Origin of the sequence: Oceaniovalibus guishaninsula JLT2003, assembly GCF_000299575.1 — a bacterium.
GTDB lineage: Bacteria > Pseudomonadota > Alphaproteobacteria > Rhodobacterales > Rhodobacteraceae > Palleronia > Palleronia guishaninsula.
Map to the genome: position 1 here is coordinate 82,225 of NZ_AMGO01000011.1, position 17,445 is coordinate 99,669.

Here is a 17,445-nt window from a genome sequence, read left to right on the forward strand (position 1 = left end):
TTATCCTTCGGCCTGCTTGCCGTGAAAGCGGTTGGATGGGCCGCGCGTGCGGAACTCCTCGCGGAAGTGCACGGGTCTGGGGCCATCATGGCCGGGCGCCGCATCCGTCAGATAAGCGCCGACGACTTCGTGGGGCCGGCTTTGCGCATGCAGCAGACGCATCTGGGCATGTGCCTCATCCTCGATCAACTCGGCCTCGGCCATATCGGTCGACCAGGTATCGTCCTCGGTCAGCCAGACGGCGTCGCCTGCCAGAAGCCTGTTTGCGGTGACGACCTTGGGGGTGTAACGGCGGGTCATATCGCGGCCTCCAGTGCGGGGATTGCTGCTGTTTCGTGCGAAGTCCGCGGTGCCAATCCCAGCAGGACCAAAGCCGGTCCATCGAGGGCCGCGTCGCGCAGCACCGGTTCCATCTGGGCCAGCGTCGTTGCGATGATGCGGGCATCGGGGCGCGACGCATTCTCGATTGCCGTGACCGGGGTGGCGGGATCCGCCCCGTGCATCAGCAGCCGGCCCTGGATGTATCGGGCCGCGCGCTTGCCCATATAGATCGCCGCTACCTCGTCCTTGCGGGCAAGCGCCGCCCAGTCGTGATCGGCGAAGCCTCGGGTATCGTGCCCGGTCATCAACCGGACCGACCCGTTCCGTCCACGCCGCGTCAGGCTTTGGCCGATGGCGGCCACGGCCGCGCTGGCGGCGGTGATGCCAGGCACGATGGTATAGTCGATGCCGGCCGCGACGACGGCCTCGATTTCCTCGTCCAGCCGCCCGAACACAGTCGGATCGCCCGATTTCAGTCGCACGACCTGCAACCCTTTGGCCGCAAAATCGACGATCATCGCGTCGATTGCCGATTGCGGCGTCGCCGGACCGAAGCCTTCCTTGCCGACATCGACGATGCGCGCCTCACGGCGGGCCAGCTCCAGGATCGCAGCCGGGACCAGCCGGTCGTGAACCACCACATCCGCCCAGTCCAGCGCGTGCCGCGCCTTCATGGTCAGCAGGTCCGGGTCGCCTGGTCCGGCACCGACGAAATGCACATGGCCCGTCGCGCCCCGCCGCGCGATATGCCGGTCGAGAAGACGGGACAGCGCCTTGTCCAGATCCGCAGCTGCCGCGATTGCGGCCGGTCCCGCGCGATCGTACCATTCCGCCCAGAAGTCCCGCCGCGCCCGGCCGTGGGGCAGTGCCGCCGCCCGGTCCCTGAACCGCTTGCCCGCCTCTGCCAGCGATCCCAGCGACGAGGGCAGTCGTTCTTCCATATCGCGCTTGATCGCGCGGGCGAGGACAGGCGCAGCGCCCTCGGTGCCAATCGCCACCGTGACGGGATCGCGGTCGACGATGGCGGGAGTGATGAACGCGCTGTCGGTCAGGTTGTCGACGATATTGACCAGCGCGCCATCGGCACGGGCAATTGCGGCCGTGCGGGCATCTTCCGCCGCATCCTCGTCGGCGGCATAGAACAACGTCGCGCAGACCGCATCGCCGGGCGCCATCGCGCGGTCGATCAGCGTCAACCGCTTCGCTGCCGCCCAAGCCCTGATTTCGGGCGCCGGATCCGTTGCGAAGACAGTCAGCCGCGCCTCGGTCTTCAGCAGCAGACGCAGCTTCGCCAACGCCGCATCGCCACCACCCGAAAGCACCACGCGGCGGCCCGCAAGGTTCACGTAGATCGGAAAATGCTGCATTCTGCGCTCCCTCTGTGGGAGGGAACATAGAATTATATTCCGCTTTCGGGGAGGTGCTGGCAGAGATAAGGAACATCAGACCAGACATCCCGCAAATGCAGGTTGTATGTTCGGGTTTCAAGGAGCAGAGCAGATGACCGTCCGCCTCGACGACCTCGATCGAAAAATCCTGCGTGCGATCCAACGCGACGCCAGCCAGTCGCTCGATGACATCGCCCGCGAAGTAGGGTCGTCCAAGACGCCGGTCTGGTCGCGGATCCGCAAGCTGCGCGGGGCGGGCATCGTCGGGCGGCAGACGGTCATCCTGGACGCCGAGGCACTGGGCTTCGAAGCCTGCTTTTTCGTGCTGATCCGCACATCCGAACACGACGCCGACTGGCAGTCGCGATTTCTGGAAACGCTTCAGGCCCGCCCCGAAGTGCAGGAAGCGCACCGGCTTGCAGGGGATATCGACTATATCCTGAAGGTGCGCGTTGCCAATGCGCGGGCCTATGATGCATTCTATCAGTCGCTGATCCGGCAGGTCCGCATCCACAACGTCACCGCGCTGCTGTCGATGGAAGAGCTGAAAAGCACGACCGATCTGCCGCTGTGACGGTCCCGCGCCCTTTGCGCCCCCGCAAACTGTGATCGGTTTGTCGCTTCAACTCGGCCGACCGATGCCTTAGATACTGACGGCGAACAACGATAACGGTCGCCGGACGCCCGGCGGCCCGCCGCAACAGGGAGAGACCCGCATGCTCAACAATATCGGCCTTCCCGGCCTTCTGCTGATCGCCGTCGTTGTGCTGGTCCTTTTCGGACGCGGCAAGATTTCATCGCTTATGGGCGAAGTCGGCAAGGGGATCACGGCCTTCAAGCGCGGCGTGAGCGACAGCAGCGCCGATGACCGCGACGAGCAGCGCGCGGCCAGCGCGCGCGAGATTTCCGCGCCCGAGCACGGCGATGCGACCCCGCCGGGCCCCGCGACCGCGCATGTGAAGCCCGACGCCCGCCTCGACCCCGAGACGCGCAAGGGCTGACAGCGCCCGGAGGGCCCGCCGCATGTTCGATATCGGCATGAGCGAACTGCTGGTGATCGGTGTCGTGTCGCTGATTGTCGTCGGCCCGAAAGACCTGCCCGGCATGTTCCGCACGCTTGGGCGTTTTACCGGCAAGATGCGCGGCATGGCGCGCGAATTCCAGCGCGCGATGGACGATGCGGCGGACGAGGCCGGCGTCAAGGACATCCAGCGCGATCTCAAGGGCCTGACCAGTCCCAAGAAGCTGGGGCTCGACCGGCTGAACGAGGCGGCCGAGCGGTTCGAGAAGTGGGATCCGGGATTGTCGAAACCGGTCAAGCCCAAGCACGGGCCGGAAACGGCGGCGCTTGCGCAAAGCCAGTCGGAACGGCGCAAGTCGGCGCAGGACTTCGTAGACAGTCTTGCCGATGAAGGCGCGCGCACCGGCGATGCCGCGTCCTATCTGGCTCAAACCGCCGAGCCGGCCAAACCCGCCGGCGAAAAGGCGCGCACGCCCCTGTCCGGGCCTGTCCCCTCGGAGACCGAGACGTGAGCGCCCAGGACGAGATCGACGACAGCTCGGCCCCGCTTATCGAACATCTGGCCGAACTGCGCACGCGCCTGATCCGGTCGGTCCTCGCCTTCGTGGTGGCGATGATCGCCTGTTTCACCGTGGCCGAACCGATCCTGAACTTTCTCGCTCAGCCCATTGCCGATGTGCTGCGCACGCGCGGCGAAAATCCGCAGCTTATCTTTACCGCCCCGCAGGAAAAGTTTTTCGTCCTGATCCGCATCTCGGTCATCGGCGGCTTCGCCCTGTCGTTCCCCGTCATCGCGCATCAGCTTTGGCGGTTCGTGGCCCCCGGCCTCTATAAAAGCGAACGGAACGCCTTTCTTCCGTTCATCGTCTCGTCCCCGCTTCTATTCCTGCTGGGGGCGGCCTTCGCCCATTTCATCGTCACGCCGCTGGCGATGAACTTCTTCATCGGCTTTTCCGACGCGATCCCCGCGCTTGTCGACATCTTGTCGGGGCAGGGGCTGGACGAAATCGTCGTGCTGCCCGAGACGCAGGAATTGCGCACCGTCTTTCTGGGTTCCGTGCGCGAATCCCTCGATCTGTCGCTGAAATTCATCTTGGCATTCGGGCTGTGCTTCCAATTGCCGGTGCTGCTGACGCTGATGGGCAAGGCCGGGTTGGTCAGCGCGCGGGGTCTGCGGGATGTGCGCAAATACGCGATCGTCGGCATTCTGGTTCTTGCCGCGCTGGTGACGCCGCCCGATGTGGTGACGCAGATCATCCTGTTCACTGTCGTCTACGCCCTTTACGAGGTGTCGATCTTCCTTGTCGCGCGGGTCGAGAGGAAGCGCACCGAAGAACTGCGCGCCGAAGGCATCCTTGGTGAGGATGAAGAGCTTTACGATTATTCCGATGACCTGCCCGGCGACGTTCCGCCCGAAGACGGCACCAAGCGTCCGTGACCCCGCTCGACCGGATTGCCTTGGCGCTGGAAAGGCTGGCGCCCCCGCCGGCTCCCGCGCCCGATTTCGATGCCGCCGATGCCTTCGTCTGGCACGTCGCACCCGACCGGCTGTGCCCCGTGGCTCGCGTCAACCGGGTCGAACTGCCGCTTCTCGTTGGGATCGACCGGGCACGCGACACGCTGCTGGCCAATACCCGGCAGTTTGCGCGCGGCCTTCCAGCGAACAACGCGCTGCTCTGGGGCGCGCGGGGCATGGGCAAGTCGTCGCTGGTCAAGGCCGTCCATGCCGACGTGCTCAGACATCACCCGCTGAAACTGGTCGAACTTCAGCGCGAAGACCTGCCGAGTGTCGGGCGGCTCATGGCGCTGCTTCGGCAAACGTCCCACAGGGTCGTGCTGTTTTGCGACGATCTGTCCTTCTCGCAGGATGACGAGCATTACAAGTCGCTCAAGGCTGTGTTGGATGGCGGGGTCGAAGGGCGTCCGGCGAACGTACTGCTTTATGCGACCTCGAACCGCCGCCACCTCATGCCGCGCGACATGATCGAGAACGAGCGCGGTTCGGCGATCGCCCCATCCGAGGCGGTGGAGGAAAAAGTCTCGCTGTCCGACCGCTTCGGTCTGTGGCTGGGCTTCCATCCCTGCGACCAGGCGACCTATCTCGCGATGATCCGCGGCTATTGCGATTCCTACGGGATCGAGATCGACGAAACCGCGCTTCGCGCCGAAGCGATCGAGTGGCAGGCGACGCGCGGCGCACGGTCCGGTCGCGTGGCCTGGCAGTTCTTCACCGATCTGGCCGGACGGCGCGGCATCGCATTGGATGCCGCCTGAACCGCAATCCGCGCCGCTTCATTCGAGATAGCCGACCGGATCGACGCTTTCGAAGCCTTCCCGCACTTCGAAGTGCAGCGATGGCGTCGCCGTGTCGCGGATGCGGGCAATGGTCTGACCGCGCCTGACGCTGTCGCCCTTGTTGACCTCGATATCGTCCACACCGGCATAGACCGTCAGGATATTGCCGGGATGGCGCAACACGAGAATGGGCACCTGATCGGTATCGCGGGTTATGGCCGCCACGGTTCCGCCGTCAGCGGCCTTCACAGCGCTGCCCGCCGGGGCGGAAATGTCGATACCGTCGTTCTTGCCCTTGGAATAGGGACGGATGATCGGCCCCGCCACCGGGAACACGAACTTGCCTTCGGACTGGGCGGTCTGCTGCTTGCCCAAGTCTGGCGATGGCGGCGTGTCCTTGGGCGGCGCGCCGGCCACCTCGTCGCGTTCGGGCAGCGGTTTGGCGGCAGATGGCGGCACAGGCGCGACGCTGCCGGCTCCGGGCGGCGTTTCGCGGACAGGGGCGGGGCTGGCGACCGGGATCAACAGATACTGCCCTTCGCGCACCGCCATATCCGGGCCGAGTCCGTTCCATTCGGCAAGCGCCTGTGCCGGAACGTCATAAAGCCGGGCGATGGTGAACGCGGTCTCGCCGCGTCCGACCTTGTGGCGGACAGGTTCCGCCCCGGTCTGCGGGGCAGCCGCCGTGCGCTGCGGAACGGGCTGGGCCGCGGGCGTCTCGAGCGGCGTCGAAGTGATCGTCTGCGCGGAACGGGTCGGTCCGGCCATCACGGTGCCGGTCGCGGACGAGGGTTCGGTCACACGCCGGGGCAGGGCCACCACCTCGCCCTGGCGCAGGGCGACAGTGGCGGGAAGGCCGTTATAGCGGGCGATTTCATCCGCAGGCAGTCCGACGCGACCGGCTATCGTCGCCACCGTGTCGCCCCTGTTGGCGACCGCGACCTGATAGTTCGGATAGGAGATGACCCCGCGGCGGTCGGGGGTCGGCCGGCTGTCCACGCGCCGCGCCACCGCATCGGACGTATCGAAGGCGTTGGCGATGTTGCCGCGCAGGTCCCAGTCGAAGCCCTGTCCCGGTTCATTGCAACCGGCGAGGATCAGAAGCGCGACCGCCCCTGCCGACAGGGGCGAACTGCGCCGAAGGGCGGTCTTGGATGCCATCTGCTCGTCCTTTGTGCTTTCCGGCGGCGGCCTTCTGTGGGCCGTTCGCCGCGTCCGTCGCCGTCAATCGCGCCCCATGCCTTCCAGCAAGGGAACGAACCGCACCGGCCGCAATTCCTCGTAGTCATACCCTTCGGCAGTGCGCGTCACCTTGATCAAGGTCTGCACCGCGTCGGACTGGCCGACCGGCAGCACCATGATACCGCCCACCCGCAATTCCGCCAAGAGCGGACCGGGCGGATCCTCGGAAGCGGCGGCGACGAGAATGCGGTCGAACGGCGCCTGATCCGGCAGGCCGCGGCTTCCGTCCGCCGCGAAGGCGGTGATGTTGGTCAGGCCCGTGGCCTCGAACACTTCTCGGGCCTCGCGGACGAGGCGGCGATGCCGGTCCACCGTATAGACCCGCCGCGCGAGATGCGACAGGATCGCCGCCTGATATCCCGACCCTGTCCCCACTTCGAGGACCTTGTGGCGCGGATGCACGTCGAGCGCCTGCGTCATCAGGGCGACGACTGACGGCTGGCTGATCGTCTGGCCGCAGGCGATGGGCAGCGGCATGTCCTCATAGGCGCGGTCGGCGAAGATACCGCGAACGAAATTGCCGCGATCGACCTTCTCCATCGCCGCCAGCACGCGCGCATCCAGCACGCCACGCGACCGTAGCGTATAAAGAAACTGCATCCGGGCTTCGGCGTCGAAGCTCATTCGAACGCCTTTGACAGCGATGCCAGCGCGGCGCGGTCGGTCAGATCGGCGCGCATGGGCGTGACGGAAATGCGGTTGTCGAGGTTGACCGCGGCGTCGGTTCCCGGTGCCGTCGCGACCTGCTGATCGCCCCCCCGGATCCACAGAAACCGCCGCCCGGCAGGCGATACATGCGATTCGGTAGTGAACGCCGTGCCCGGTCTGAACCCTTGGGCCGCGGCGGACAATCCCCTGACGTCACCGGCAGGGCACGGCGGAAAGTTGACGTTCCAGAACAGGCGATACCCGTCATCTTCGGTCCTCGGCATCGTGTCGAGAATCGCGCGGACCGTCCGCACGCCCCACCGGCCCGCCGCCTCGAACGGGTCGGGCGCGCGGCCATTGGCGGGGCCGAAGAATTGCGACAGGGCGATTGCGGGAATGCCTTGCAGCGCGGCCTCCATCGCGCCGCCGACAGTGCCGGAATAGAGGACATTCTCGGCCGCGTTGTTGCCCCGGTTGACGCCCGACAGCACAAGGTCGGGACGTGCAGGAAGGATGTCGTGAAGGGCGGCCAGGACGCAATCGGCCGGCGAGCCTTCGGCGGCCCAGCGGCGCGGCGCAAGCTCGGCGATCATCATCGGATGGGTATAGCTGATGCAATGACCCACGCCCGACTGCTCGAACGCGGGCGCGACCGTCCAGACCTCGCCGTCCGGTCCGGCAATCTCGGCGGCGATCCGATCCAGCACTTCGAGACCGGGCGCGTTGATGCCGTCGTCATTGGTGATCAGAATGCGCAAGGCCGGCCCCCTTTTGACGCCTCAATAGGCGACCGGCCCGAGCACGGCAAGCTTGGCCGGTCAGTCTGGGATTGCCAGAAGTCGCCGGGCTTCCGCCAGCGGATCGGCCAGCGCCGTGCGATCCTCGCCCGGAAAGAACCGGGCACGCGTCGCCGTCGGCATGGGGCGGGGGGAAAGTACATCGACCCTCGGTCCGGTGTTCGCGGTCTCGGCGGCCCAGGACCGGACGAGTGCCATCTGGGCGGCCTTGCTCGCACCATAATGACCGAAGAACTTCTGGCCGGCGCGGGGATCGTCGAAAAAGACTGCTCGGCCCGTCTTTGCCGCCCGCAGCAGCGGCTCGACCATCGGAATCAACATCGCTGTCGCGGTTGCATTGACCGCGACCGACTTGTTCCAGTCCTTGATGTCGAGATGCCCCGCCGGAGCGAGCGGTCCGGCATGGATGGCCGTATGCAGCCAGAGATCGACATGCCCCCAGCGTTCGTGGATGTCGCGGCACATATGCGCCATCGCGTCCCTGTCGGTCACGTCGAGAGGGGCCAGCGTGGCCGCGCCGTTTACATCCCGGATCCGATCGTCGAGATCTTCGAGACCGCCGGTCGTGCGGGCAACGGCGACGATGTGATGCGTCGGGGCGAGCGCGAGCGCAAGCGCGGCCCCCAGCCCTCGCGATGCACCGGTGACAAGGGCGATCTGCGACATGCGCGCCGTTTGGGACGGAACCGCGGCGGCGTCAAGCCGAGAGGGCGGCCGTCAGCGAAGCGCGGCGTTGGCGATGGCGATATCTTCGTCGTCGTTTCGAAAGAACGGGATTCGGTCGGGCGGCGACAGATCGGGCAGGCGCGTCGCGATCTCGGCCAGCGCCACCGTCGTGATGAACGGCAGATCGAGCTTGCGTGCCTCGGCGATGGGCACCCAGTGTAGATGGCCCAGCTCCTCGCTCGCGGCATCGAAATCGTCGGGATCGGTTTGCAGGTTCGCCGCGTCGGTCACGAAGAAGCGGGCGTCGAAGCGCCGGGGCCGGCCAGGCGGGGTGATCGCGCGAAACACATATGTCAGCCGCGCGGCATCGGGTAGGAACCCGCGCGCGGCGAAGCCCGTCCAGTCCGGCGGCGGATCGGCCCAGTCGCCGGGTTGCCCGAGGATCTGTCCGGTCTCCTCCCACAACTCGCGGATGGCGGCGGCGGCCAGCGCATGGGGCGACGCTTCGCCGGGCAGAACCAGCCGCTCGGCGCAGACATTCGGCAAGGGCCGGGCAAGCGCGATGTCGTGATCGCCCGGATCGACCGCGCCGCCCGGAAAGACGTATTTCGATGGCATGAACACCGCCGAAAGCCCGCGCTGCCCCATCAGGACACGCGGCAACGGACCGGCGGGATCGCGGATGACGACGATGGTTGCGGCGTCGCGGATGCGGTCTGCCGCCAGATCGGTCATGCCCTGAAGCCGTGCATGCGGCGCGCCCACTGGAACGCCACCAGCATTCCCTTGATCCGCGGCAGCAAATATAGCGACAGGGCGACGCAGCCCAGCGTGAAGATCCCCGCCAGCACGATCGGTTCGGGCCGGAAGCGGACGAACACCAGATGCAGCAGCGGCGCCATCAGATGCCCCACAAGCAGGATGGTCAGATAGGCAGGTCCGTCATCCGCGCGCGCATGGCGGAAATTCTCGCCACAGACCGTGCATTCGTCGCGCAGCTTGAGGTATCCCAGCATCATCGGACCCGCCCCACAACTCGGACAGCGCCGGTGCAGCCCGCGCAGCAGGGCAGGTCGCAATTCCCGTTCCCGGCGTTCGGGGTCAGACCGTAAAAGCGGATCGGCGCCAGCAGGATCGGTGGGAATGTCGGGCATCGAAGACTCCGGAGGCGGTTGCCGGAATGTAGGGCAAGACTGCATGCAGGAACAGGCCCGGCACGGATTACGCGGTGTCGCGTCGCAACGGCGCTTCATCGGCGGCAGTCCGGGACGGCTTCTGCGCATCGGCGATGGCGGCAAGAACCACCCTGTTGCGCCCGGCGCGCTTGGCCTCGTAAAGCGCGACATCCGCGGCATCCAGCGCGCGCTGCGGCGCAACCGGGCCGCCCATCGCGCAGGTCGCCCCGATGCTGACGCTGACGGGAAGGGTTCTGCCGTCGGGCAATATCGCGGGCCTGTCCGCGATGGCCAGACGCAGCCGCTCTGCCGCCAAGGCGGTTTCGGAAGGCGACGTGTCGGACAGGGCCACCAGAAACTCCTCGCCGCCGATGCGCGCGATCAGATCGACGTCGCGGATGTTGTCCGATAGCTGCCGCGCCACGTCGCTCAGCACAGCATCGCCGGCCGCGTGCCCGTGTCTGTCGTTCACCGCCTTGAAGCGGTCGATATCCAGGATCAGGACGCCGTATCCCCGCCCTTCCAGACGGGGACGCGCGGCCAGTTCCGCCAGATGATGAAGCGCATAGCGACGGTTATAAAGACCCGTAAGCGAATCCCGCGCGGCCATCGCAAGGCCTGCATCGACCGTAGCGCGCAATCTGTCCGCGTCGCGCTTCAGCCGGACCTGTCGGGCAATCCGCAGCGCCAGTTCCTGCGGGTCCGCATCCGTCTCGAACAGATCGCTCGCCCCCAGATCGAGGGCGCGTCCCGCATAGGTCCGGTCGTCCTGGTCGTATCCGATTAGAATGGCGGACCGGCGGGTTTGCGGACGCGACCGCAACTCGGACAGCAGCCACAGCATTTCGTCCGCCGGGGCGGTGTCGGCCAGCACGACGACATCGGGCGGCGCGCGATCGTCCCCAAGCGACAGCGCCCCGGACGACGGGATGACGGCGATGTCGTGCTGCAAGCGATGGCGCAATGCGTCGGCGGTCGCGGCGGACTCCTCCGAACTGCCGATGAACGCGATCCGCGCAGGGGCGTCGAACGATCCGGCCGCTTCCGAAAAGCCCAGCCGCGAGGCCGTCATGTCCCTGCGCCGCAGTTCTCCGCGCGTTTCCGCCGCCCGCAGGACCGAGCGCAGGTTGGCGAGAAGCCACGCGCGGTCGGAGGGGCGGGAAATCAGGGTCGCCGCACCCGCTTCCAGCGCTGCCAGCCGTGCATCGGGCGTCTGCGTCGCCCCGATCAGGATGACCGGCAGATCCGCGTTCCCGGCGGTCTTGACGATACGGCGGCAAAGTTCCGTCCCGCTCATGTCGGGAAGGTCCTGCGCGGCGATCACAAGGTCCGGCGCCGCGGCAGCGATGTCTTTCATCGCCGTCGCGCCATCCGCCACCGCATGCACGTCATAGCACGCGTTCCCCAGGGCGGACCGGAGGGCGATCCGGTTGATCGCAAGGTCATCGACGATAAGAATGCGCCTCGACATGCGGGATCCGTTGCAAAAGGGACGACCTTCGACCGTATCTTGCGGCCGATGCTTTACCAATCTGACATAAGCCTTAAGAAAACCTTTCGCAAAATCGGGGTTGGTAACGATGCGGCGCGAATCTGCCGAAACGGTCGCGGTCGAGGCGCTGGCCTGGATCGCATCGGACGACGATGTCCTGTCCGAATTCATGGGTGCCACCGGTTCCGACCCTGCCGACATTCGGCAGCGCGCCGGCGACGCCGAGTTCTTGGGCGCCGTCCTCGATTTTCTGCTGATGCAGGATCGGTGGATCGAAGGGTTCTGCGACAGGAACGGATACGCCTATGACGTTCCGGGTCGCGCGCGCGCTGTTCTGCCGGGCGGCGATCTGCCCCACTGGACCTGAGCCGCCGGTAACCGAACCTTAAAGTCCGACGACTAGCGTGGGGCCGTCTTGGTCGCGCGGTAATTGGCATGCACGGATTGGTGAACAGGTCGCTACAGGGTTTTTTGCAGGACACCTATGGCGACGAGGTCTGGCGCGACATCGCACGGCGGTCCGCACCCGACCTGACCGGGTTCGAGCCGATGATGGAATACGAAGATGCGCTGACCCACGATGTGATCGCGGCGGCCTGCCGCGCCTTGTCAAAGACGCAGCCGGACCTGCTGGAAGATCTGGGAACGTATCTGGTGTCGCATCCGAACATGTCGCGTGTGCGTCGCCTCATGCGCTATGGCGGCGACGATTTCCGGGCGTTTCTCCATTCGCTCGACGACCTGCCCGAACGGGCGCGTCTGATCCTTCCCGACGCGCCATTTCCGGGGCTTCGGCTGACGGATATGGGGTCGGGTATCTACCGGCTGACATGCCGCGGTGGCATGCCGGGGGTCGAGCATGTGGTGATGGGAATCATCCGCGCGATGGCCGACGATTACGGCGCGCTCGTGGTCCTCGATTGGGCGGAAACCGCCGACGGCGGGCCCGATAGCGCCACGATAGACATTCACATGCCCGCCGACCGCTTTCACGAGGGGCGCGCCTTTGCGCTGACCGACGGGCTGGCGTCATGATGGCCGATATGGACCGGCGCGACGTCATCGACCGTGTCGCCATACCGCGGAAAGACGATGATTTGCTGTTGGGACGCCACGGGCTCGACCTGCTGATGCCGATGCATGCCATGATCGATCCGGAGGGGCGGATCGTTCACATCGGCCCGAGCCTGTCGCGCTTGGCCGGCAATCGACCGCTTGTTAACCGAAAACTGACAGACTGCTTTTCATTCAACCGCCCCCAGACTGTCCGCGGACCGGCGGATCTGCACGGGATCGGCGGTCATCGCCTCGACCTTGCTTTCCGCGACGGGCGCGCGGTGCGGCTTCGGGGCGTGGCGGCGCCGCTGGCCGGGGCGGGGGGGCTGGTTCTGAACCTGTCCCTCGGCCTGCGCGAATTGGCCGATCTAGGCGGCGCGGGTCTGACCTGCACCGATTTCAGCGCGACGGACATGACCGTGGACATGCTCTATCTGATCGAGGGCAAGAATGCGGCGATGACCGAATCGCAGCGGCTGATCATGCGCCTGAACGGGGCGCGGCAGATGGCCGAGAAGCAGGCATTCACCGATACGCTGACCGGCCTGGGAAACCGCCGCGCCCTCGACCGGGCCTTGGCCGACCTTGTTGCCGCAGGCATTCCCTTCGCCCTTTGCAACGTGGATCTCGACTATTTCAAGCAGGTGAACGACCGCCACGGGCATGCCGCTGGCGACGAGGTGCTGAAGGCGGTGGCCCATGTGCTGACCGACGTGACCCGCGACAGGGATCTGGTCGCGCGGACGGGCGGCGACGAATTCGTGATTCTCTTCCGCAACCTGGTGGATCCGGCAATCATCGACCGGATCGCGCGGCGCCTCATCGTCGGCGTGGAACAACCGATCACCGTCGGGGACGCGACCTGTCGCATCTCGGCGTCGATGGGGACGGCCCTGTCAACGGCATACGACGTGGCCGACCCCGTGCAGATGATGGCGGATGCCGACCTGGCGCTCTATGCATCCAAGAGGGCCGGGCGTTCGCGGCACGCGGTCTTCGATGCGTGCCTGCATGTCCCGCCATCCGAGTAGATTGCCGGCAAGGCGGCCGGAGGGTCAGATCACAGCCCGATGACCGCGCTGGCTTCGGGCCGCGCATCAGGAATCAATGCGCGCCGCCATAAGGGCGATTGCCTGCTGATAGACCGAGGCGGCGTTCCAGGCCTGGATGACGGCATAGTTCGGCTGGCCCGGCTGATAGCCTTGGCCGGGCCGCCAGCCCTTGCCGCGCAGATAATTCGCCGTGGAAGCCAGGGCGTCCACCTCGCGGGTCAAGTCGACCCGGCCATCGCCGTCGCCGTCCACCCCATAGCGCAGCACGTTGTCCGGCAGAAACTGCGTATGCCCCAATTCGCCATGACGCGCGCCGACGGTCTGGGCCGAAATCCAGCCGCGATCCACCATGATCAGCGCGGCAAGGGCATGGGGCGTGAAGAAATCCGAACGTCGGCAATCATAGGCGAGGGTCGCGATGGACGAGACGACGTTGCTGTCCCCCATGAAGCGGCCGAACCCCGTTTCCATGCCGTGAATGGCGATCAGCACACCGGCCGGAACGCCGTATCGCTGTTCCAGCGCGTCATAAAGCCCCGGATTCGCCGCCTTGCGCTGTCGCCCCTGCGCGACAATGGTGTCGGCGCCCCGAACCTGAAGAAACTTGTCCAGCGAATAGCGAAAGCTTTTCTGATTGCGATCGGCGTTGATCGTTCCCTGGGCATAGCGGGAATTGGCGAGGGCCTGCAAACCCCGCTGCCCGACGCCGACGGCGGCGGCCTCCTGCGCGAAGGCGGCCTTCCAGGCGTCATAGCCGGCGGCGGTATTGCCGCATTGCGCCGCCTGGGCGCCTGTTGTCGTCAGGGCAAGCAAGAGGGCCGCGCGCAGCAGCGTCAGCGATCGGGTCATGGAAAGCTCCGGGCATCGTACAGGTTCGATGCCGAATGTAGCGGGGATCGCCAATAAACCAAGCGGCTTGCGCGGACGCGCCAATTGCGCCGACACGCCTGTTACCCAAGCGCGGCATGCGTTAGGGGCATCGCATGCCGATTTTCGATATCGAAACTGTTCGATGACCTTCGCACCTGACTCTCTCGATGCGTTTCGCAGGGCCGCGTTCGACGACATCATCGACGTGCGGTCGCCGTCGGAATATGCCGAGGATCACGTTCCGGGGGCGATCAGCCTGCCGGTCCTCGACGATGCGGAACGGGCCCGTATCGGCACGATCTACGTTCGGCAAAGTGCGTTTCTGGCGCGCAAGCTGGGGGCGGCCTTGGTCGCCCGCAATGCCGCAGCCCATATCGAGGGGCCGCTCGCCGATCGTGACGGGGGCTGGCGGCCTCTGGTCTATTGCTGGCGCGGCGGGCAACGGTCCCGGTCGTTCGCTTCCATCCTCGACCAGATCGGCTGGCGCGTTGCGGTCCTCGAGGGGGGCTATCGCACCTACCGGGCGCTGGTGCGCCAGGCGCTATACGAGGCAGAGTTTCCCGCGCCCGTCATCCTGCTGGACGGCTACACGGGAACGGCCAAGACCGAACTTCTGCACCTGGTCGCGCAAAGAGATGTGCAAATCCTCGACCTTGAAGGCATGGCGCGGCATCGCGGGTCGGTCTTCGGCGGTCGTCCTGCCGATCAGCCGTCGCAAAAGGCGTTCGAATCGCAACTTGCGGAACAAGTGGCGTTGCTCGATCCCGCCCGGCCTGTCCTGATCGAGGCGGAAAGCAGCAAGATCGGCGCCCGCGTGATCCCGCCGCGCTTGTGGCAAGCGATGCGCGCCGCGCCGCGATTGACGGTCGCGGCGCCCGCTGCCGCGCGGGCCGCCTATCTGGCCGGGGCCTATGCCGATATCGCGGCGGATGGTGCCGTGCTGGACCGTATCCTTGTATCGCTGACACCCCTTCAGGGCCGCGACCGGATCGCGGCCTGGCGCGATCTGGCCCAGACCGGCCGTGTCGTGCAGTTGGCCGAGGCGCTGATCGTCCACCATTACGATCCGCGCTATGCCGCCCAACGCGACCGTGCGGCGAAGGGACACACGACGACGCTCGAGACGCCCGGCCTCGATCCCGACGCCCTTGACCGTCTGGCGGACAGGATCGCGACCGAGATGCGCCGGTTCTAGACGATTTCGATCCCGGTATCGGGTTCTGTCAACGCGCCGATTATCGCGGCCCTGGCATCGACTTTTTGCAACTCGGCCAGCAGGTCCGTTGCCCGATCCGACGCGACGGCCGCCAGCAGGCCACCGGCTGTCTGCGGATCGAAAAGAATCTCGGCCTCCGCCCGGTCCCGCAGGATCAACGGACCGGCCGATGCGCGGTTCGCACGGTGCAGGGTGGACCGTATGCCTTGGCGCAGCAATTCCGCCGCCCCGTCCAGCATCGGCAGCCGGTCGAGAACGATCCGCGCCCCCGTGCCCGATGCTAGGCAAAGCGCTGACAGATGGCCCTCCAAGCCAAACCCCGTCACGTCGGTCATCGCATGGGCGTGCCGCAGAATTTTCGCCGTGACAATCTGGGGCGTCGCCATGGTTCTGAACGCCTGCTCGACCCACGTGCCGCGCGCCTGCGTCGCCATCTCGGCCGCAAGGATGACACCCGTTCCCAACGGCCGCGTCAGGATCAACGCGTCACCCACTTTGCCGCCATCCAGTCCGACCGCCTCGCCTTCAAGCAGCCCCGTCACCGTCAGACCATAGGCCGCTTCCGGCCCCGTGGCGGTGTGTCCACCGACAATCGCCGCGCCGGATCCGGTCAGGGTAGCGGCGGCTTCGGCCATGATTTCGGCCAGAGTGCGTTCTTCCAGGCGGGGCGAAAGGCGCGGCAGGGTCAGGGTCAGCAAAACGGAATGCGGCACGGCGCCCATGGCAAGGCAGTCGTTGACCGCGTGAGTCGCCGCAATCCGCATCATCAGTGCGGGGTCGTCCGTCACCGGACGAAGCTGGTCAACGGTCAGCACCTGTAGCCGGTCGCCGACCCGGATCACCGCGGCGTCGTCGCCGATGCCTTTGACGACAGACCCGCCGATGTCGGGCAATTGTGCCAGCGCCGCGGTCAACGCGCCGCGTCCGACCTTTGCCGCACAGCCGCCGCAAGGGGCCTGCCCGTCTGCCAGCGCCGTCAACCCGGCCGCACGCATCCGGGGCAGGGCCAGCGCGTCCATCCGCGGCAGGACGGAGAGCTTTCGCATGAACTTGCGGTCGATCCGGTCCTTCCAGCGCCACAGCAAAGTCCCCTGCAGTCGAAGACCCGCCTTGTCGGCGACCGCCGCCTTCCGGCCGGTCGATATCAGTTTGAGGTAGTCCCGCTGGGGCCGATAGCGGCGCATCCTTCCGTTTTCGGCCAAGGCAACCCGCAGGTTGTGATGCAGGATAGGCGCCTGCCGCACGGCGAATACGCCCGCCTTGGGACGCGGCGCATGGGTCATGTGCGCGCAATCGCCCGCGGCGAAGATCGCCGGGTCGTTCACGGATCGCAGGGTGGCATCGACCGCGACAAAGCCCTGGTGAAGCGTCAGCCCGGTTTCGCCCAGCCAATCATGCGGCCGTGCCCCCGCGGCCCCCGTCACGAAGGCGGCGGGAAAGCGACGGCCATCCGTCAGAATCACCGCGTCCTCCGTGATGCGTTCGACACTCGCCTTCTCGATCAGCGCGATGTTCTGTTTCGTCAGCTCGGCCCGCAGGGCGCGTTCGGCCCCGTGCCCGACGCCCGCCAGCGCGCGGCCCGCGTCGAGAACGGTCAGCGGTCCGTCCGGTCCCGCGCCGTGCCGCATCGCCATCGCCAATTCCGCCCCGGCGACGCCGCCGCCGATCACCGCGATGCCGCGACGGGCCAGCGACGGATCGTCCTTCAGAGCCGCCAGATGCTTATCCCACCGCGCCGCGAAGGGGCCGAGCGGCTTGGCGGGCACCCCATGTTCGGCAAAGCCCGGAAGGTCCGGCATGTCCGAATGGATGCCGATATCAAGCGATGCGACATCGTAGCCGACAATCCTGTCCCCGAGGATCGTGTCCTCGACCGCGATCTGGCGTTCGGCCCGGTCGATCCCCGTGGCCCGTCCGAACACGATCCGCGCACCGGCGAACCGGGCAAGCCGCACCAGGTCGATATCCAGAGTGTCGCGGTCGTAGTGGCCCGCGACATGGCCCGGCAGCATCCCGGTATAGGGCGTCGTCGCCGCGGGATTGACCAGCGTCACCCGCGCGCCCGGCAGGGGGGTCATTCCCCAACGGCGCAGCAGCAGGGCATGGGCGTGCCCACCGCCGACAAGGACGAGGTCACGGGTCTGGGGCAGGTCGGGCTGGCGCATGGCACGCTCCTAGCCCAGGGCGCGGGGACGGACCAGCCGCC

The 17,445-nt window shown here is 66.6% G+C and carries 20 protein-coding genes; 9 read left to right on the forward strand and 11 right to left on the reverse strand.

Going from position 1 to position 17,445, the window contains the following annotated elements; all coding sequences use genetic code 11:
* Together OCGS_RS03930 and cysG are read right to left on the reverse strand one after the other, a co-directional pair.
* Positions 1 to 300 carry a DUF2849 domain-containing protein gene (locus OCGS_RS03930; protein ID WP_007425933.1) on the reverse strand — a complete coding sequence of 100 codons (300 nt, stop codon included), beginning with the start codon at positions 298 to 300 and terminating at the stop codon, positions 1 to 3.
* Positions 297 to 1,688, reverse strand: a complete 1,392-nt coding sequence (cysG, locus tag OCGS_RS03935) for a siroheme synthase CysG (protein WP_007425934.1) — start codon at positions 1,686 to 1,688, stop codon at positions 297 to 299. Before cysG ends, OCGS_RS03930 begins: the two co-directional genes overlap by 4 nt.
* Positions 1,689 to 1,821: 133 nt before the next feature.
* Here cysG and OCGS_RS03940 point away from each other — a divergent pair, with 133 nt between their 5' ends.
* The 5 genes from OCGS_RS03940 (at position 1,822) to OCGS_RS03960 (ending at position 5,004) form a co-directional block, all read left to right on the forward strand.
* Positions 1,822 to 2,283, forward strand: coding sequence for an Lrp/AsnC family transcriptional regulator (locus OCGS_RS03940; RefSeq protein WP_007425935.1), 462 nt, complete (start codon positions 1,822 to 1,824; stop codon positions 2,281 to 2,283).
* A gap of 142 nt (positions 2,284 to 2,425) precedes the next feature.
* Positions 2,426 to 2,710 carry a twin-arginine translocase TatA/TatE family subunit gene (locus tag OCGS_RS03945; RefSeq protein ID WP_007425936.1) on the forward strand — a complete coding sequence of 95 codons (285 nt, stop codon included), beginning with the start codon at positions 2,426 to 2,428 and terminating at the stop codon, positions 2,708 to 2,710.
* A 22-nt stretch (positions 2,711 to 2,732) separates the two neighbouring features.
* Positions 2,733 to 3,242 carry a Sec-independent protein translocase protein TatB gene (tatB, locus tag OCGS_RS03950; protein WP_007425937.1) on the forward strand — a complete coding sequence of 170 codons (510 nt, stop codon included), beginning with the start codon at positions 2,733 to 2,735 and terminating at the stop codon, positions 3,240 to 3,242.
* On the forward strand, positions 3,239 to 4,168 hold the full coding sequence (tatC, locus tag OCGS_RS03955; protein WP_007425938.1) for a twin-arginine translocase subunit TatC: 930 nt from the start codon (positions 3,239 to 3,241) through the stop codon (positions 4,166 to 4,168). Before tatB ends, tatC begins: the two co-directional genes overlap by 4 nt.
* Entirely contained in the window at positions 4,165 to 5,004 is an 840-nt protein-coding gene (locus OCGS_RS03960) for an ATP-binding protein (protein WP_007425939.1), read from the forward strand. The genes tatC and OCGS_RS03960 overlap by 4 nt, the downstream gene beginning before the upstream one ends.
* 18 nt (positions 5,005 to 5,022) lie before the next feature.
* Here the strand turns inward: OCGS_RS03960 and OCGS_RS03965 are convergent, their stop codons facing one another.
* From OCGS_RS03965 to OCGS_RS03995, 7 genes are all read right to left on the reverse strand, one after another.
* Positions 5,023 to 6,186, reverse strand: a complete 1,164-nt coding sequence (locus OCGS_RS03965) for a LysM peptidoglycan-binding domain-containing M23 family metallopeptidase (protein ID WP_007425940.1) — start codon at positions 6,184 to 6,186, stop codon at positions 5,023 to 5,025.
* A gap of 63 nt (positions 6,187 to 6,249) precedes the next feature.
* Entirely contained in the window at positions 6,250 to 6,891 is a 642-nt protein-coding gene (locus OCGS_RS03970) for a protein-L-isoaspartate(D-aspartate) O-methyltransferase (protein WP_007425941.1), read from the reverse strand.
* Positions 6,888 to 7,673, reverse strand: a complete 786-nt coding sequence (gene surE, locus OCGS_RS03975; protein WP_007425942.1) for a 5'/3'-nucleotidase SurE — start codon at positions 7,671 to 7,673, stop codon at positions 6,888 to 6,890. The genes OCGS_RS03970 and surE overlap by 4 nt, the downstream gene beginning before the upstream one ends.
* 60 nt (positions 7,674 to 7,733) lie before the next feature.
* Positions 7,734 to 8,378 carry an SDR family NAD(P)-dependent oxidoreductase gene (locus OCGS_RS03980; protein ID WP_007425943.1) on the reverse strand — a complete coding sequence of 215 codons (645 nt, stop codon included), beginning with the start codon at positions 8,376 to 8,378 and terminating at the stop codon, positions 7,734 to 7,736.
* 51 nt (positions 8,379 to 8,429) lie between these two features.
* On the reverse strand, positions 8,430 to 9,113 hold the full coding sequence (locus tag OCGS_RS03985) for an NUDIX hydrolase (protein WP_040610509.1): 684 nt from the start codon (positions 9,111 to 9,113) through the stop codon (positions 8,430 to 8,432).
* Positions 9,110 to 9,532, reverse strand: coding sequence for a DUF983 domain-containing protein (locus tag OCGS_RS03990; protein WP_007425945.1), 423 nt, complete (start codon positions 9,530 to 9,532; stop codon positions 9,110 to 9,112). The genes OCGS_RS03985 and OCGS_RS03990 overlap by 4 nt, the downstream gene beginning before the upstream one ends.
* Positions 9,533 to 9,599: 67 nt before the next feature.
* Positions 9,600 to 11,024 (reverse strand): diguanylate cyclase, encoded by a 1,425-nt coding sequence (locus OCGS_RS03995; RefSeq protein WP_007425946.1) that lies wholly within the window; start codon positions 11,022 to 11,024, stop codon positions 9,600 to 9,602.
* A gap of 109 nt (positions 11,025 to 11,133) precedes the next feature.
* Between OCGS_RS03995 and OCGS_RS04000 the strand changes: the two genes are divergently transcribed.
* From OCGS_RS04000 to OCGS_RS04010, 3 genes are all read left to right on the forward strand, one after another.
* Positions 11,134 to 11,412 (forward strand): DUF3572 domain-containing protein, encoded by a 279-nt coding sequence (locus OCGS_RS04000; protein WP_007425947.1) that lies wholly within the window; start codon positions 11,134 to 11,136, stop codon positions 11,410 to 11,412.
* A 68-nt stretch (positions 11,413 to 11,480) separates the two neighbouring features.
* Positions 11,481 to 12,080, forward strand: a complete 600-nt coding sequence (locus tag OCGS_RS04005) for a heme NO-binding domain-containing protein (RefSeq protein WP_040610484.1) — start codon at positions 11,481 to 11,483, stop codon at positions 12,078 to 12,080.
* On the forward strand, positions 12,077 to 13,132 hold the full coding sequence (locus tag OCGS_RS04010) for a GGDEF domain-containing protein (protein WP_007425949.1): 1,056 nt from the start codon (positions 12,077 to 12,079) through the stop codon (positions 13,130 to 13,132). The genes OCGS_RS04005 and OCGS_RS04010 overlap by 4 nt, the downstream gene beginning before the upstream one ends.
* Positions 13,133 to 13,198: 66 nt before the next feature.
* Here OCGS_RS04010 and OCGS_RS04015 read toward each other — a convergent pair whose 3' ends face one another.
* On the reverse strand, positions 13,199 to 14,002 hold the full coding sequence (locus OCGS_RS04015; RefSeq protein WP_007425950.1) for a lytic murein transglycosylase: 804 nt from the start codon (positions 14,000 to 14,002) through the stop codon (positions 13,199 to 13,201).
* Between the two features lie 163 nt (positions 14,003 to 14,165).
* On the opposite strand from OCGS_RS04015, the gene mnmH reads away from it, so the two are divergent.
* A complete protein-coding gene (mnmH, locus tag OCGS_RS04020) occupies positions 14,166 to 15,218 on the forward strand; it encodes a tRNA 2-selenouridine(34) synthase MnmH (RefSeq protein ID WP_007425951.1) in 1,053 nt (350 codons plus the stop codon).
* Here the strand turns inward: mnmH and selD are convergent.
* Entirely contained in the window at positions 15,215 to 17,404 is a 2,190-nt protein-coding gene (gene selD, locus OCGS_RS04025) for a selenide, water dikinase SelD (RefSeq protein WP_007425952.1), read from the reverse strand. The two genes, mnmH and selD, sit on opposite strands and share 4 nt — an antisense overlap.
* Positions 17,405 to 17,445: the final 41 nt, after the last annotated feature.

What these genes read in the sequence shown, in the direction of transcription:
- OCGS_RS03940 (WP_007425935.1), top strand. Translation starts at nt 1,822, where the DNA reads ATGACCGTCCGCCTCGACGACCTCGATCGAAAAATCCTGCGTGCGATC.
- OCGS_RS04005 (WP_040610484.1), top strand. Translation starts at nt 11,481, where the DNA reads ATGCACGGATTGGTGAACAGGTCGCTACAGGGTTTTTTGCAGGACACC.
- OCGS_RS04010 (WP_007425949.1), top strand. Translation starts at nt 12,077, where the DNA reads ATGATGGCCGATATGGACCGGCGCGACGTCATCGACCGTGTCGCCATA.
- OCGS_RS04015 (WP_007425950.1), bottom strand. Translation starts at nt 14,002, where the DNA reads ATGACCCGATCGCTGACGCTGCTGCGCGCGGCCCTCTTGCTTGCCCTG.
- OCGS_RS03990 (WP_007425945.1), bottom strand. Translation starts at nt 9,532, where the DNA reads ATGCCCGACATTCCCACCGATCCTGCTGGCGCCGATCCGCTTTTACGG.
- OCGS_RS03930 (WP_007425933.1), bottom strand. Translation starts at nt 300, where the DNA reads ATGACCCGCCGTTACACCCCCAAGGTCGTCACCGCAAACAGGCTTCTG.
- OCGS_RS03970 (WP_007425941.1), bottom strand. Translation starts at nt 6,891, where the DNA reads ATGAGCTTCGACGCCGAAGCCCGGATGCAGTTTCTTTATACGCTACGG.
- tatB (WP_007425937.1), top strand. Translation starts at nt 2,733, where the DNA reads ATGTTCGATATCGGCATGAGCGAACTGCTGGTGATCGGTGTCGTGTCG.
- OCGS_RS03965 (WP_007425940.1), bottom strand. Translation starts at nt 6,186, where the DNA reads ATGGCATCCAAGACCGCCCTTCGGCGCAGTTCGCCCCTGTCGGCAGGG.
- mnmH (WP_007425951.1), top strand. Translation starts at nt 14,166, where the DNA reads ATGACCTTCGCACCTGACTCTCTCGATGCGTTTCGCAGGGCCGCGTTC.
- selD (WP_007425952.1), bottom strand. Translation starts at nt 17,404, where the DNA reads ATGCGCCAGCCCGACCTGCCCCAGACCCGTGACCTCGTCCTTGTCGGC.
- cysG (WP_007425934.1), bottom strand. Translation starts at nt 1,688, where the DNA reads ATGCAGCATTTTCCGATCTACGTGAACCTTGCGGGCCGCCGCGTGGTG.
- OCGS_RS03995 (WP_007425946.1), bottom strand. Translation starts at nt 11,024, where the DNA reads ATGTCGAGGCGCATTCTTATCGTCGATGACCTTGCGATCAACCGGATC.
- OCGS_RS03985 (WP_040610509.1), bottom strand. Translation starts at nt 9,113, where the DNA reads ATGACCGATCTGGCGGCAGACCGCATCCGCGACGCCGCAACCATCGTC.
- OCGS_RS03980 (WP_007425943.1), bottom strand. Translation starts at nt 8,378, where the DNA reads ATGTCGCAGATCGCCCTTGTCACCGGTGCATCGCGAGGGCTGGGGGCC.
- OCGS_RS03945 (WP_007425936.1), top strand. Translation starts at nt 2,426, where the DNA reads ATGCTCAACAATATCGGCCTTCCCGGCCTTCTGCTGATCGCCGTCGTT.
- OCGS_RS04000 (WP_007425947.1), top strand. Translation starts at nt 11,134, where the DNA reads ATGCGGCGCGAATCTGCCGAAACGGTCGCGGTCGAGGCGCTGGCCTGG.